Source organism: Flavobacterium sp. AC274, from assembly GCF_979258275.1.
On the sequence record NZ_OZ409852.1, the window covers coordinates 2,204,052 to 2,219,185 of the forward strand.

At 30.7% G+C, this 15,134-nt stretch carries 11 protein-coding genes and 2 pseudogenes; all 13 read right to left on the bottom strand.

Going from position 1 to position 15,134, the window contains the following annotated elements; genetic code table 11:
* Positions 1-96 precede the first annotated feature (96 nt).
* The 13 genes and pseudogenes from ACZZZT_RS10310 to ACZZZT_RS10370 all read right to left on the bottom strand — a co-directional run bounded on the left by ACZZZT_RS10310 (position 97) and on the right by ACZZZT_RS10370 (position 15,084).
* Positions 97-596, bottom strand: a pseudogene (locus ACZZZT_RS10310) (SRPBCC family protein).
* Complete coding sequence (locus ACZZZT_RS10315) at positions 593-913, bottom strand: ArsR/SmtB family transcription factor (protein WP_042563051.1); 321 nt, start codon at positions 911-913, stop codon at positions 593-595. The pseudogene ACZZZT_RS10310 and the gene ACZZZT_RS10315 overlap by 4 nt, the downstream one beginning before the upstream one ends.
* Before the next feature lie 171 nt (positions 914-1,084).
* Positions 1,085-1,759 (bottom strand): carbonic anhydrase, encoded by a 675-nt coding sequence (locus ACZZZT_RS10320; RefSeq protein ID WP_463460295.1) that lies wholly within the window; start codon positions 1,757-1,759, stop codon positions 1,085-1,087.
* A 231-nt stretch (positions 1,760-1,990) separates the two neighbouring features.
* The gene (locus ACZZZT_RS10325; RefSeq protein ID WP_463460296.1) at positions 1,991-2,635 is read right to left on the bottom strand and encodes a suppressor of fused domain protein; all 645 of its coding nucleotides are present in this window, start codon (positions 2,633-2,635) and stop codon (positions 1,991-1,993) included.
* Between the two features lie 209 nt (positions 2,636-2,844).
* On the bottom strand, positions 2,845-3,354 hold the full coding sequence (locus ACZZZT_RS10330) for a TPM domain-containing protein (protein ID WP_463460297.1): 510 nt from the start codon (positions 3,352-3,354) through the stop codon (positions 2,845-2,847).
* Positions 3,355-3,476: 122 nt separating this feature from the next.
* A complete protein-coding gene (locus tag ACZZZT_RS10335; protein WP_463460298.1) occupies positions 3,477-4,385 on the bottom strand; it encodes an arginase family protein in 909 nt (302 codons plus the stop codon).
* Positions 4,386-4,476: 91 nt separating this feature from the next.
* Positions 4,477-4,866, bottom strand: coding sequence for a DUF1801 domain-containing protein (locus tag ACZZZT_RS10340; protein ID WP_463460299.1), 390 nt, complete (start codon positions 4,864-4,866; stop codon positions 4,477-4,479).
* A 575-nt stretch (positions 4,867-5,441) separates the two neighbouring features.
* Positions 5,442-6,191, bottom strand: coding sequence for a YegJ family protein (locus ACZZZT_RS10345; protein ID WP_463460300.1), 750 nt, complete (start codon positions 6,189-6,191; stop codon positions 5,442-5,444).
* Between the two features lie 155 nt (positions 6,192-6,346).
* Positions 6,347-7,734: pseudogene (gene lpdA, locus ACZZZT_RS10350) on the bottom strand (dihydrolipoyl dehydrogenase).
* 310 nt (positions 7,735-8,044) lie between these two features.
* Entirely contained in the window at positions 8,045-13,762 is a 5,718-nt protein-coding gene (locus ACZZZT_RS10355) for a T9SS type A sorting domain-containing protein (protein ID WP_463460301.1), read from the bottom strand.
* 29 nt (positions 13,763-13,791) lie between these two features.
* Positions 13,792-14,301, bottom strand: coding sequence for a hypothetical protein (locus ACZZZT_RS10360; protein ID WP_463460302.1), 510 nt, complete (start codon positions 14,299-14,301; stop codon positions 13,792-13,794).
* Between the two features lie 197 nt (positions 14,302-14,498).
* Positions 14,499-14,930: an HNH endonuclease gene (locus tag ACZZZT_RS10365; protein ID WP_463460303.1), complete on the bottom strand. Its 432-nt coding sequence runs from the start codon at positions 14,928-14,930 to the stop codon at positions 14,499-14,501.
* On the bottom strand, positions 14,887-15,084 hold the full coding sequence (locus tag ACZZZT_RS10370) for an NUMOD4 domain-containing protein (RefSeq protein WP_463460304.1): 198 nt from the start codon (positions 15,082-15,084) through the stop codon (positions 14,887-14,889). Before ACZZZT_RS10370 ends, ACZZZT_RS10365 begins: the two co-directional genes overlap by 44 nt.
* Positions 15,085-15,134: the final 50 nt, after the last annotated feature.

Here is a 15,134-nt window from a genome sequence, read left to right on the forward strand (position 1 = left end):
TTTCGATTAGTTATTAAAATAGCGCCTAATTTTGAATTCAAATTTAGGCGCTATTATTTAAAACGAAAATACAAATAAAAGTGATTGTTTTTCTTGTTATTTTTTGGCTTCGAATATTTTATCCAATCCTTCCATTGCGATTGTAAATCCTTCTTTGAAGCCCATTTCGATGATTTTTTCTAAATCTGAAAGGTTTTCATGTTTGATAGCAATGTTAACAAAGGTAGAGCCATTTTGCTCGTCGAAACTTACATCCCAGTCAGAACGTGGAAAATCTACATTTAAATTACCTCCGCTATCGCAAAATGCATCCAGATATTTAAAATTTGTTTTAGGCGTTATCGAAGTAAAATCTGCCAAAGCCCAATGTTCTTCACCTTCAGGTCCAACCATGGCATATAATCTTTGTCCGCCTTCTTTAAAATTCATTTTTTTGTTCTGGATTTCCATGGGGCAGGAGCCCACCATTGATCCAGAATTTCAGGTTCTGTCCATGCAGACCAAACATCAGAAATTGGCGCATTAAATTCTCGTTTTACATTAACCGTGCTATTTTCCTTATCTACAGAAAAGTTCATTAAAAGATTTGATTTCATTTTTTTAAAGATTTTAGATTAATTAATACTTGATCTAATTGATTAAAACGGTTTTCCCAATGTTCTTTAAATTGTTCGAGCCATTTATCAATTTCTTTCATTTTGTCAATTTTTAATTGGTAATAAATTTCTCTTCCGGCCTTGTGCTGTTCTAATAATTCACATTCATTAAGAATTTTAATATGTTTAGAAACCGCCTGCCGTGTAGTATCAAATTGTTCTGCAATTGCATTTGGCGTAAGAGCCTGACTAGTAACTAAAACTAAAATAGCTCTGCGTGTCGGGTCGGCAATGGCCTGGAATATATCTCGTTTCATGGAAAAGGAAGTTAATTACGCAATCATTAGGTTGCAAATATAAGCAACCTTTTGGTTTCGAGAAAGTATTTTATAACTTTTTTAATTTTAATAAATAAAATAGCCGAAAAACTTAAATAAAGTAACACTATTATTTAGGTTTTTCGGCAGATTTATTAGCGATGTACTTTTTTACAATTGGGAAACTTTTCCTGTATGAACATCATATCGCATTGATACAATTTTAATATTATGTTCTTTTACAATTGTATTATCCTGTATCAATTTTGTCGAATGTTTGATATTGGCATCAATTGCTCCAAGATAATTAGTTGCCTTAGGTTTTGTTTTATCAGCCTCAATTTCTTCATTTTCCTGAGAAATAGTTTCTACAATATTATCAATGTGATTAAAGTGCTTTTTATATGAACCATCTTTGTCATTAATATAAGCCTTAATTGCTCCACATTCTGTATGACCTAATATAACAACCATTTTTGTGTCCAGATGTTCTATGGCATATTCAATACTGCCCATATCAATATCAGAAATTAGATTTCCTGCATTTCTTATAACAAATAAGTCTCCAATTCCCTGATCAAATACAATTTCTGGCGAAACTCTGCTGTCTGAACAAGTTATAACAACCGCAAATGGCTTTTGCCCATCTTGATTATCTAAAACAGATTGTTTGTTTTGATGTGGATGAATTGATTTTTCGTCTAAAAATCTTTGATTTCCCTGAGTTAATCTTTCTAAAGGTTCTAAATTTTTGTTACTTTCAATAGATTCAGTGTTTAGATCATTTTTCTTGCATCCTGCTATCGAAAGTACAAGAAAGGCCAGTGCTAAAATTTTTGTTTTCATTTTTTCTTTTTCTTTATAATTTGAAATACAATACTTGTTAAAATTTATTTAGCAAAGATAATTTTTATAATAAAGCCACAATATCTTTTGAATATTATTTAACTGTTTTTTCTAGTTAAATGTTTTTAATCTGAAGGATAATTTAATCTCAAATAACATAAGATGATTAAATAATATAAAAAAATCCTGTTTGTTAAACAAACAGGATTTGACTTATTTTTAAGGACTGAATTACTTTCTGGTTAGATCAGTAATCAGTAAAGGATTGTTTTCTTTTAATTTGGCAACTAATTCTTCCACTTTTTCCGGATGTTCTTTTAAGTTTTCATATTCTGCAGAAGTTATTCCGACTATTTGTAAAAATGAAACCTCACCATGTGGTGTTTGCTTTTTTGGAATTTCAGGATCTGATACAAATAATAATGCAGTAATATCAGTTTCTGTATCTAGTCTGATAGGACCATTTGCAGGCATATAATGATATTCTTCAAACCAATTACCACTGTCAAATACATATTTGGCAATATTTTGCAACAACGCAATTACCCAGCCTGGGTTTCCATTATCTTCTTCAAATGGCTTTAGCCTAAACGTAATTTCAAATCCCCATTTGCTAAACTCGCTGTCTAATTTTTCTTCGTTATAATATAATTCAGAGAAACCATAAGTTACAAAATGATAGTGATCAGTTTGTTTTTTGCTTTCATAAAAACTTACTCCGTCAAGCGGATGTTCTCCTCCAAGCATATAGCTGATTGCGGGAGCAAAATGTTTCGGTTCCTGACCAGGATAAAGAGTTTCAAATTCTTTATCTATTGATAACCACCCAACAGCGTCGTCATCTGAAAATTCTTTTTTGTACTCTTCTAATGTCATGCCTATCTGTTTTTATCATTAATGAATGACAATATATAGTTTTTTGAAATAAAAAATTATATTTTTTATTTGATTTTTGCTGTAATTATTTTGTCATTTTTGAAATGTAAATTTTATCATATAAGGATCGGATTTCCTGAAATAATAGGTAAAAAAATCCGACTTGCTCTCGCAAATCGGATTTGATATTTGATTTAAAAATTAGAATATTATTCCAGCTTTTTTATTAATTCACTTACAGCGCTTTCTAAACCTTTATAATAATCTCCTTTTTTAAATTCCGGTACGGCAAAACTGCTAATTATTTCTTTTGTCTGATCGTCACTTAGTTTGTAGCGTATAGAATCTTCTCCTAAAATTTGAATCTGTCTTAATTCTTTACTTAAAAGTATTAAGATAGTAGGCTGCATTTTTAAACTACTGTTGAGGTATTTATCTAAATTTTGAGAATACTCATATAAATCTGTATAAGGTTTTATAGAAGAAGTAGTTACAATGATAAATTTATAAAGTCTCCTTTTCTCAAATGTTTTAAGAGTGGTGTTTAAAGCAGTTATTTGAGCTGGAGTTAATATTTTCTCAAAATCATTAACGTTATCGTATGATTTTGCAAAAATGTTTTGTGTTTCTGAACTCGATTGTGCTTCTTTTTTTGTTTGGGCAAAAAAGCTGACGGGCAACAGCAATGCAATTGTAACAAGGAGTATTATTTTTTTCATCTTAGGCTAAGATTTAGATTTGGTGCCGCAAAATTACCACTTTATTGTTATAAAATATTCAGTAATTTTATACTAAAGCGTTAATATTTCAGATGAACAATTAATGGCAATCAAATTTGTATTTAGAATTGGTTTTTTTGAGACAAGTTGAAGGTATGTGTAATATTATCTACAAAATCTTTGGTGTATTTTCCAGTGGTATCTAAATCAGGATCCAGAATGGTTATTTCGAGTCCGCAAAGTTTTTTACTTTGAAATAAATAGGAGGTAAGTTCATTAAACTCATCATAAGTTAAACCATCCGGCGTGCGGCTGTCAACACAAGGCATGATAGTATCATTGAGAACATCCACATCTATATGAAGCCAAAAGCCATCCAGATTCTTGTTTTCAACTTCTGAAAGAAATGCTGTTGTACAATTTGAAATTCCTTTTTCTCGCAAATCTTTTAGGCTAATATAAGTTGCAGACGAATTTCGTATTTCATTTTCATATTCATCGTCATATTCTCGGTTGCCTACACACCAAAGGTTTTCTTCTTTTATATAAGGGGATAAGTTTAAAATATTAGTTAGTTTTTCATGTCCGTTTCCTGTTACAATAGACGCTGCCATTCCGCCAACGCCACCAGTTCCTGATAAGGAAATATCCATAAAATCAGTATGTCCGTCAAGATAAAATAGAGCATAATTGCCTTTTTGTTTCAATGCAATTGCAGATCCTAATAGAATGCTGCAATCACCGCCAAGTATAAAAGGAAATTTATTTCGGGTGAGTAGATTATTTACGAGATAAGCTTGTTCACGAGCGTATTCTATTAATGAATTTGCGTTTAGAATTTGCGTTTCAGAATCTTTTGTATTGTTATATTTTGGAGGATCGAGTCTAAGGGTATTTTCAGGATTGAGTATTTTATGCAAATTATGTCTTTGAAACCAATCCGGCAAACGTTTTACACCGGGTTCTTTTCCTGGTTGAGGTTCTTTTAAGCCTAAATTTGATGGGAATTCGACAATATATATTTCTCTCATAACTTTGCGATTTGGTTATAAAGTTATTAAAATATATGCTTTTGTATCGCTTGATTGAATTGAAATTCGAAATAAAAATGACAGTCTTTTTTTATTTTAGCCGTATTAAAACTCCTTTACGCTTGACTATATTTTTATAATCCCATTGAATTTCTCTTGCTTTTTCGAGCCAGCGTTTTACATCTTCTTCAATAATTTGTTCCGATGAGGTATAGCGAAATTCTGCTGCTTTAAAAGAACCTTCGTTTGATAATTTTTCTTCGCCAAAAGATTGACCGCTCCAGAAGAGTAAACGAACAGAATCTTTTAATTTACTGTATCCCACAATTGGATTTCCGTCAAGAAACCAAACCGGATGTGCATGCCAGATTTTGTTTTCGGCATCGGGTAAATTTTTATCGATAATATTTGCTAATTGATTGCAGATTTCCTTGTCTGAACTATTTTGCGAATTATTGTAATCCTGTATGGTTGTGTTCATGGTTAATTGATTCTGGTTTCTACTGCCAATATGTAATCTCTCCGAGAGATATGTTGAAGATTTTTTTAAAATAATAAATTAATCAATTATAAATAATCAGTCATATATATTGAAGATTTGCCTGTTTAAAATAAAACAAAAAACAAAAAAATAATAAATCAATTTGAGATAATCCGTTAGGATTTACATATTGGTAGCAAAATCATATTTCCATATACAATTATCCCGTAGGGATTACATCTTTTCAATATGTTGTTTATTTGATTAATTTACAGTTGTTTATGAGTTTAATATACAAGCTAAAATAATCAAATTTTATTATAAAAAACAATTGAAAATGAATGTTGTTATGAAAACGGGTTTGCGTGAGGGATAGCAGCGAAAAGCCCACAGCCTGACGAAGGAAGTGCGAGGACTTGTAGTGAATAGCCCGACCCGGAGGGACATGCCCTGATAAAGATTCTAAGTTACTAAGATTCTGAGTTACTAAGTTTGTAGATTCTAATATTCTTAGATTTCTTAATAGTGCGTTTTTAATAAAAAATCCGACTTGTTTCGCAAATCGGATTTTAAAGTTATGATAAAAGTGGAATTAAATGCTGCCAGTTGAGTTGCTTTGCAAAATCTAATGGGGTTTTGCCATGGATAGTTTTTGCATTAATATCGGCTCCGGACTCTATTAAAACTTCAACCGAAGTACTATTTCCTGCAATTGTTTCGCGGTGTAAAAAAGTATATCCCAGATCATCTTTGCTGATTACTTCATTTGGATTATTTTTTATAAACTCTAAAAGACTTTCTTTCATGTTTATGCTCATAGGATGTTCTATAAGGTTTTCAGGTTTTTCCTTTTGCTCAAAAGCAACAAGAATGTCATCATAATCGCCAAAATCCATACCCCAGGCCTCATCATGTTCTGCTTTTTCGGTTTCACTCATTTCAGATCGCATGGCTTGTATCGTAAAACCTCCGTATGTTTTTCCCTGAGAAGCAAACAGCCAGTCGCTAATTTGATTTATCGGAATTTCTACTTCATCTCCGTTCTCTACATTGGTTAGTTCATTGGGATCGTTGACTAAAATGCCGTATATTTTTTCGCCATCAAAATTAATATCGTTAATCCACATGTGTTCGACTACAGTTTCATTATCTATTTCTTGTGTGAAGGCCAATTTTACGCAGGCAACATCAAGTCCCGGCACTATTCGGCGATATTCCCAAGAGAGTTCTCTCCAGAAATATTTAAAGGTTTCTTGTGCTTTTTTAAAGGCTTCGATCATTTTTGGGTTTTCTCCATCGGCAAAGAATACTGGTGTTTCTTCCATAATATAATTTAGAATTTTAGTTGTAAATCTATTTTAACTACAAGATAAAATAATTTGTATAAATGGTCTGGATTTTAACAATAAAAAATCCGACTTGTTTTCACAAATCGGACTTTTAAATTGAAAATTATATATAACCGTAAAACGGTTTAATATTACAAGTGTATTACTTCGCCGTAAGCATCTGCAACAGCTTCCATAACTGCCTCACTCATTGTTGGGTGAGGGTGAATAGATTTAAGGATTTCATGACCTGTAGTTTCTAGTTTACGAGCTACAACTGCTTCAGCAATCATATCTGTAACTCCGGCACCAATCATGTGACATCCTAACCATTCTCCGTATTTTGCATCGAAGATTACTTTTACGAATCCGTCTGCAGCACCAGCCGCTTTTGCTTTTCCTGAAGCTGAGAATGGGAATTTACCAATTTTTAATTCGTATCCTTTTTCTTTAGCTTGTTTTTCGGTTAAACCTACAGAAGCGATTTCTGGAGTTGCGTAAGTACAACCAGGTACGTTTCCGTAATCGATTGGGTCTACGTGTAAACCAGCAATTTTTTCAACACAGTTGATTCCTTCTGCAGAAGCTACGTGAGCCAAAGCCTGACCCGGAGTAACGTCTCCAATTGCGTAGTATCCTGGAATATTAGTTGCGTTGTAAGCATTTACTAAGATTTTATCTCTGTCAACAGCGATTCCAACTTCTTCTAAACCAATATTTTCAATGTTTGTTTTGATTCCAACTGCCGAAAGTACTATGTCAGCTTCAAGAATTTCTTCTCCTTTTGCTGTTTTTACAGTTGCTTTTACGCCAGTTCCTGTAGTATCAATTTTCTCTACAGATGAATTGGTCATGATTTTTACACCAGCTTTTTTCATTGAACGCTCCATTTGTTTCGAAATGTCTTCGTCTTCAACTGGTACAATGTTTGGCATAAATTCTACAATAGTTACATCAGTTCCCATTGAGTTGTAAAAGTGAGCAAATTCTACTCCAATAGCCCCAGAACCTACAATAATCATAGATTTTGGTTGCGTTGGTAATGTCATTGCCTGACGGTAACCAATTACTTTTACACCGTCTTGTGGTAAGTTTGGTAACTCACGAGAGCGAGCTCCGGTTGCGATGATGATGTGATCAGCGCTGTATTCAGTTACTTTATTGTCTTTATCTGTAACGTCAAGTTTTTTACCTGGTTTTAGTTTTCCGAAACCTTCGATAACGTCAATTTTATTTTTTTCATCAAAAATTGAACTCCTTTACTCATTCCGTCAGCAACACCACGGCTACGTTGTACAACTGCAGGGAAATCTTTATCGAATTCAGAAACTTTTAATCCGTAATCAGAAGCGTGTTTTAAGTAATCAAAAACCTGAGCTGATTTTAATAATGCTTTTGTTGGGATACATCCCCAGTTTAAACATACACCACCAAGGCTTTCTTTTTCAACTACAGCTACTTTAAAGCCTAATTGTGAAGCTCTAATTGCTGTTACATATCCGCCAGGACCACTTCCTAAAACAATAACGTCGTATTTCATTTTTTTTGTTTTTAGTATTACTACCGAAAATGAAGTTTATAATTCCGAAACTCATTTTTCGATTTCTCTTGTTATTTGTGATTGCGAATTTAAGGATTTATTTTAAAATAGCCTTTAAATTTTATTTTTAGACATACTGATTCTAACCTTTTCACAGAGATTCTGACAAAAGTGATATAAAAAAGTAAAATGTAGTTTGTTTTCTAACTTTTTTTAGCAAAAATGCAGATTTCATTTGATTGCAAAAAAATAACAGCCACAAATTAAAAGATTAAAATGTGGCTGTTGTCAAAAATGCTGTACTAATTTTTTACTGTATAATTATTTTTCTGGTCGTATGTGCACCATCTGTCTCAATAAAAAGGTAATAAATTCCAGATGGCAAACCTTTCAGATCAAGAGTATTATTGTTACTGCCTGAAGTAAAAGTTAATGTTTTTACTAATTGCCCGATAGTATTGTAAATCATTATTTTCTCTAATACAATATTATTAATATTTAATTCTCCCTTGGTAGGATTTGGATATATATTGACTTTTTCAAGAATAGATTCTTCACTTCCTAATGCTTTACAAGTAGAAGAGTAGCTTGCTGTATTGTCTTTTGCATCCGACCAGTTTGTGGTAGAATAATTACCATTGTCAACATTAATACAAGTTAATTTGGCATTATTTTTAAAATTTAAATTTGTAAATACTGCATTATTTCCGTTTTGTAAATTCAAATCTGATAAATCATTATTTGAACAATTAATATCTGTAAGCAATGTGTTTTTTGATAAATCAAGACTTGTTAACTGATTGTTTGAGCAACTTAATTTTGTTAGCAAAGTATTATTTGAAACATCTAAGGTGGTTAATCTGTCTGGTGAAACTGTTGATTTTCTAAGGATAATTTGCATGCCGTTACAATATAATTCTCGTAGTAATGTATTATTTGAAACGTTTATGCTTGTAAGCGGATTGTTAGAAATATCTAAATAAGTTAACTGAGTATTAGAAGACATATCTATAATAGAAATTAAATTTCCTTTTGCAATAAATTTTTCTAAAGCTGTAAAATTTTCAATTCCTTTTAAATTTGAAATATTAGAATTTGAAATATCTAAAGTTTTAATATTTGAAATGTTTGAAGTTAAAACTTTTCCATTTTTACCATCTTTATCAATGCCTGTAGCTATAAGGAAATCTTCAAAATTAGGATCTGTAACCAAAGTATAAGTATTACAAGCCGTACTAAAGTTAGCCGATTCATCTTTTCTGGTAGACCAGTTAGTGTTAGAATATTCCACATCATCTACTTGTATACAAGTTAAATCAGGATTATTTCTAAAATCGATACTGTAAATAATAAAATTTGGATCAGGACTCTGAAAACGATCAAACAGGGTATTATTTCCATTTTTTAAATTCAGACTAATAAGTTTATTTGAATCACATTCCAATGAATTTAAATTAGTATTTTTAGAAACATCTAAATCTGTTAAAAGATTATTTGCACAATCTATTAAACCTAGTTTGGTATTTTTAGAAACGTCTAAAGTTTTTAATTTATTAATGTCACAATATAAAAAATACAATTCTGTATTTTTTGAAAGATCAAGATTGGTAATTTGGTTTGAATTACAGTCAAATGATGTCAATAAAACATTCTGAGAAATATCGATGTTTGTTATTTTGTTCTGGTAAACCAATAACCTCGTTAGCGCAGTGTTTTTAGAAACGTCTAAGACTGTTAACTGATTTGTATTACATATTAACGAAGTTATAACCGTATTTTTAGAAACGTCTAAATTTGAAAATTGATTATTTCCCGCTGACAATTCAAGTAGTTTTGTGTTTTTGGTAATATCTAAATTTGAAATTTGATTCGAACTACAAGTTAATGACGTTAAATTAATATTTAGTGAAACATCAAGATTAGTAATTGAGTTAAAACCTACATCTAATGTTTTCAAAGCTGTGTTTTTAGAAACATCCAAAGTAGTTAATTTGTTAGATGATAATTGTACAGCAGTTAAATTTTTATTATTGCTTAAATCTAAACTGTTTAATTTATTGGCATAGCAGTTTAATGAAGTTAAAGCAGTATTTTTAGAAACATCTAAACTGCTAACAAGATAGTTATTACCATTATCTAATAATGTTAAAGCAGTATTTTTAGTAACATCTAAACTTTTTAAGGTATAATTTCCGTTACATTTTAATGATGTTAAAGAAGTGAAGTTTTCCAATCCAGTTAAATCTGTAATTGACGCATATGAAACATCTAATGAAGTTAACTTGTCGATACTTGATGTTAAAACTTTTCCATCTGCAGTTCCGGAATCAATTCCTAAGGTAATTAGCTTTTTTTCAAAGTTAAGATCTGGAATAAGTGTATACAAGCTGCTTGCTGGACAATCTGTAGCGTAATTTACAAAAGCGTCTTTTGCATTACTCCAATTAGTAGTAGAATATACTGCATTATCAACTTGGATACAATTAAGATTTGGGTTGTTTTTCAGATCAAAATTATAATTGCTGATAATGTTATTTTTCCCGTTCTTCATATTTAAAGCCGTTAACTCATTAGAAGAACAATTTAAATAAGTCAGACCAATATTATTTGAGAGATCTAAATTTTCTAATTTATTAGAATTACAAAACAGCTCCATCAATTTTAGATTTTTTGACAAGTCAAGATTTGTTATTTGATTTGAATAGCAATGAAAATATCTTAAATCAGTATTCTTAGAAACATCAACAGTTTTTAATTGATTAAAATAACAATGTATCGAAGATATTTCCGGATTTTTAGTTAAATCCAGATTTGTCAGTTGATTGTAAGAACAGTTAATATATCCTAATGCAACATTATTTGAAATATCAATATTGGTTAATTGATTTTTATCACATCCTAAATATTCTAAATTTAAATTTTTAGAAACATCTATGGTTTTCAATAAATTTTCGCCACTGTATAATGTTTTTAATGCCGTATTTTTTGAGATATCTAAAGTCGCTAATTGATTTGTGTGACAAGATAAGTATCCTAAATTAGTATTTGCAGTTACATTAAGCGTTTTTAAAAAGTTATAATCGCAATTTAAAGTAATTAAATTTGGGTTGTTAGAAAAGTCTAAACTTGTCAATTCATTTTTAAGGCAGTATACAATTGCTAAAGAACTGTTTTTGCTGACATTTAGATTGGTGATTTTATTTTCACCACAATCCAGCATTCTTAAATTTGTATTGTTAGAAATATCTAAAGTTGTTAGTGAATTTCTATTACATGTTAAATCTGTTAAGGCAATATTTTTAGAGATATTGATAGTTGACAATTTGTTTAACTGACAAGTCAATGTTTCTAATGCAATATTTTGTGACAGGTCTAGGGTCGTTAATTGATTTAGGTAACAATCTAGTTTTTTCAGGGCAACAAAACCTTCAATTCCTGTAAGATTTGATATGTTCGATGATGAAACATCAAGAGTTGTTACGGTATTAATTGCTGAAGTTAAAACTTTACCGTCAGCAGTTCCTGAATCGATTCCTAGTGTAATTAGTTTATTTTCAAAATTAACATCTGGAATAAGAGTGTATAAACCGTTTGGCTGACAATATGTAGCATAATTTACCAATGTGTCTTTTGCACTACTCCAATTTGTATTAGAATAAGAAGCGTCATCTACCAGTATGCATGTTAAATCTGAATTTGCTTTGAAATTTAAACTTTGCGGAACAAACAAACCATTGTATCCGTTTTTTAAGTTTAAACTGCTTAGTTTACTGTTGCTGCAATCTAAGCCGACTAATTTTGGATTATTGGAGACATCAAGACTTGCTATTTGGCTATAGTTACAGTTTAAATAACGCATTGTTTTAATTGTTGATACATCAAGACTTGCAATATTATTACTACCACAATTTAGATTGTCTAAAAGTACATTTTTAGAAACGTCAATAGAAGTCAGTTTATTTACATGGCAATTTAGAGAAATCAACGCAATATTTTTAGAAACATCCAAACTTGTAATTTGGTTAAAACTACAGTCAAGAACAGTTAGTTGAATGTTTTTTGAAACATCTAATGAAGTTAATTTTCCGTTTCCTCCATCACCAACACGACCTGAATTTCCATGACAGATTAATATTTTTAAGGCAGTAAAATCCTGAATTCCTGTTAAATCAGAAATGACAGTTGTTGTTCCAAAATCCAAAGTGGTTACGTTCACAACTTTAGAAGTTAGAACTTTACCATCGGCAATGCCTGAATCTATTCCAAGTTCAATTAATTTATTTTCGAAATTAACATCAGGAATAAGAGTGTATAAATCGCTTGGCTGACAATACGTAGCATAATTTACAAAAGCATCTTTTGCACTACTCCAGTTTGTATTAGAATACGAAGCGTCATCTACCTCTATGCATGTTAAATCTGGATTTCCCTTAAAATTTATACTTTGCGGAACAATTAAATTATTATGTCCGTTTTTCAAGTTTATAGAGGTTAATTTGCTGTTTTCGGTATATACACCAACTAATATTGGATTGTTTGATAGATCTAGGGTTGTTATTTTAGAAGAATTGCAGAAAAGGTAACGTAATGTTGGAATTTTCGAAACATTAAGTTCTGTAATATAGTTGCTGCCACAATCTAAATTATCAAGTGTTGTGTTTTTAGAAACATCAATACTAGTAAGTTTATTTACATGGCAATTTAGAGAAATCAACGCAATATTTTTAGAAACATCCAAACTTGTAATTTGGTTAAAACTACAATCAAGAACCGTTAGTTTAATGTTTTTAGAAACATCTAATGAAGTTAATTTTCCGTTTCCTCCATCACCCGCTCTACCTGTGTTTCCCCTGCATACTAATTTTGTTAAAGCAACAAAATCCTGAATTCCTGTTAAGCTTAAAATGTTAGTTGTCGTTCCAAAATCTAAAGTAGTAACAGTAGCAACTTTAGAAGTTAGTACTTTTCCATCTGCAACACCTGAATCTATACCAAGTGCAATTAACTTATTTTCAAAATTAATGTCAGGAATAAGAGTATAAGGAAGACAATCTATTGAATAGCTCGCGCTGGCATCTTTTGCAGTTGCCCAGTTTGTAGTAGAGGTTGTAGCATTATCAACCAAAATACAAGTTAAAGCCGGGTTTGCTTTGAAGTTTAAACTTTGTGGAACAAACAAACCATTGTATCCGTTTTTTAAGTTCAAACTGCCTAGTTTGCTATTACTACAATCTAATCCTACTAATTTTGGATTCTTTGACACATCAAGACTTGTTATTTGACTATAGTCGCAGCTCAAATAACGCAATGTTTTAATTGCTGAAACATCAAGGGCTGTAATATTATTGCTACCACAATTTAGATTATCTAAAAGGATATTTTTAGAAACGTCAATAGAAGTCAGTTTATTTACATTACAATTGAAAGAAATTAAAGAAGTGTTTTTAGAAACATCTAAACTTGTAATTTGGTTAAAACCACAGTCAAGAACCGTTAAATTGATATTTTTAGAAACATCAAGAAAAGTTAATTTTCCATTCCCTCCATCTCCGGCACGCCCTGAATTTCCATGACAGATTAATATTTTTAAGGCAGTAAAATCCTGTATTCCTGTTAAGTCAGAAATGGCAGTTGTAGTTCCAAAATCCAAAGTAGTTACGTTCACAACTTTAGAAGTTAGAACTTTTCCATCAGGAGTACCTGAATCTATTCCAAGTTCAATTAGTTTATTTTCGAAATTAATATCAGGAATAAGAGTGTAAATTTGACAAATTGCAGAGTAATTTGCTGTTGCATCTTTTACACTTGACCAGTTTGTATTAGAATAAGTTACATTATCAACCTGAATACAACTTAAATCCGTATTATTTCTAAAATCAATATTACCATTGTTGAAACGTGTATTATAATTGTTTTTTAAGTTAACACTTGTAAGCTTGTTTGAGGAGAAATCTAAATTTAATACCTCTGCGTTTTTAGAAATATCTAATGAGGTTATTTGATTGTTCTCGCAAAATATGTGTATCAATTCTGTATTTGTAGAAACATCCAGAGTCGTTAAAGTATTATCTGAACAATTAATAAAAAAAGTTCAGGATTTTTAGAAATATCCAAAACAGAAATTAAGTTTTCAGAACAATACAAGGAGCGTAAATGAGGATTTGCAGTAACATCAAGAGCTGTTAATCTATTAGTTAAGATTGTCAAATCAAATAAAGAAGTATTTTTTGTAAGATCTAATGCTGTTATTTGATTTGCATTACAGGATAAAGAAAGTAATTTTATATTTTTAGAGACATCTAAGCTTATCAAATTGTTATTTGAGCAATTTAAATTTTCTAATGATGTAAAATCTTGTATTCCCATTAGATCGCTAATAGAACTATATCCTACATTTAAAGAAGTAATTGAAGATATATTTGAAGTTAGCACTTTTCCGTCTACAGCTCCTGAATCATAACCTAACTGAATAAGTTTTTTTTCAAAGTTTATGTCCGGAATTAAAGTGTATTGGGCATATGTGCATAAATTAAATAATAGTAATAAAATAAGTAGTTTTCTCTTCATAAAATTTAGATTTAAATCGTGTACAAGTTTACAATTAATAAATTTATTAATCATAAAATTCTGCTTTTTTAAATTTAGATTTTATAATTTTTTGAGAGAAGATTAATGTTTTAAGTTAAGGTTGGTTTTATTAATATAAAAAAAGAGCTTCCGACTGGAAACTCCTATAATAAATTAATTTTAATTAAAAATTAATTTTAAACCTTAACATGTCCCCAATTTTCTCCACTCGCAATACGTCGTATTTGCATTTCGCTTACGCCGAATTGTTTTGCGATCATTTTAAGGCGTGTTTTTTGTTCTGGTCTGGCAAGGATTTTTTTAATTAACATCACTTTTGTGGTGGTTAATTTTCTTCCGTCGGCTTTTAGATTGTGTTCGATCAGGTTCTTTTTTGCCTGAATAACGCGCGGACTTTTACGGCTGTGTGCCATCATTTCGGCTTTTGTTGCCCAGCGTAAATTTTTTACATCATCATTACTTCGGTTGTAATCAAGATGCAAAACATATGTTTGATCTTCTGATTGTTTTGGAATAAAATATTGAGCAACTAATTTGTATAAAAACAGGTACTTGTTGACAATTTTATCGTCTTTTTTTAATCTTAAATCTAAAAGTTGGATAGCCATCGCTTAATCCTCCTTTTAAGATTCTTCCGTTTTCTATTTCGTCAGAAAAACTGATTAGACGGCCTCTGTTTGAAATGGCATATCGAAGTTGTAATGAGGCGTTTATTTCTATTTCTTTAAACTGTTCGTCTGGATAAAATCTGTTTTGTGGCATATTCTTTTACATTTGATTTATATATTCTCAAATATAAAAAATTCAAAAAC

What these genes read in the sequence shown, in the direction of transcription:
- ACZZZT_RS10330 (WP_463460297.1), bottom strand. Translation starts at nt 3,354, where the DNA reads ATGAAAAAAATAATACTCCTTGTTACAATTGCATTGCTGTTGCCCGTC.
- ACZZZT_RS10335 (WP_463460298.1), bottom strand. Translation starts at nt 4,385, where the DNA reads ATGAGAGAAATATATATTGTCGAATTCCCATCAAATTTAGGCTTAAAA.
- ACZZZT_RS10370 (WP_463460304.1), bottom strand. Translation starts at nt 15,084, where the DNA reads ATGCCACAAAACAGATTTTATCCAGACGAACAGTTTAAAGAAATAGAA.
- ACZZZT_RS10345 (WP_463460300.1), bottom strand. Translation starts at nt 6,191, where the DNA reads ATGGAAGAAACACCAGTATTCTTTGCCGATGGAGAAAACCCAAAAATG.
- ACZZZT_RS10340 (WP_463460299.1), bottom strand. Translation starts at nt 4,866, where the DNA reads ATGAACACAACCATACAGGATTACAATAATTCGCAAAATAGTTCAGAC.
- ACZZZT_RS10365 (WP_463460303.1), bottom strand. Translation starts at nt 14,930, where the DNA reads ATGGCTATCCAACTTTTAGATTTAAGATTAAAAAAAGACGATAAAATT.
- ACZZZT_RS10360 (WP_463460302.1), bottom strand. Translation starts at nt 14,301, where the DNA reads ATGAAGAGAAAACTACTTATTTTATTACTATTATTTAATTTATGCACA.
- ACZZZT_RS10325 (WP_463460296.1), bottom strand. Translation starts at nt 2,635, where the DNA reads ATGACATTAGAAGAGTACAAAAAAGAATTTTCAGATGACGACGCTGTT.
- ACZZZT_RS10320 (WP_463460295.1), bottom strand. Translation starts at nt 1,759, where the DNA reads ATGAAAACAAAAATTTTAGCACTGGCCTTTCTTGTACTTTCGATAGCA.
- ACZZZT_RS10315 (WP_042563051.1), bottom strand. Translation starts at nt 913, where the DNA reads ATGAAACGAGATATATTCCAGGCCATTGCCGACCCGACACGCAGAGCT.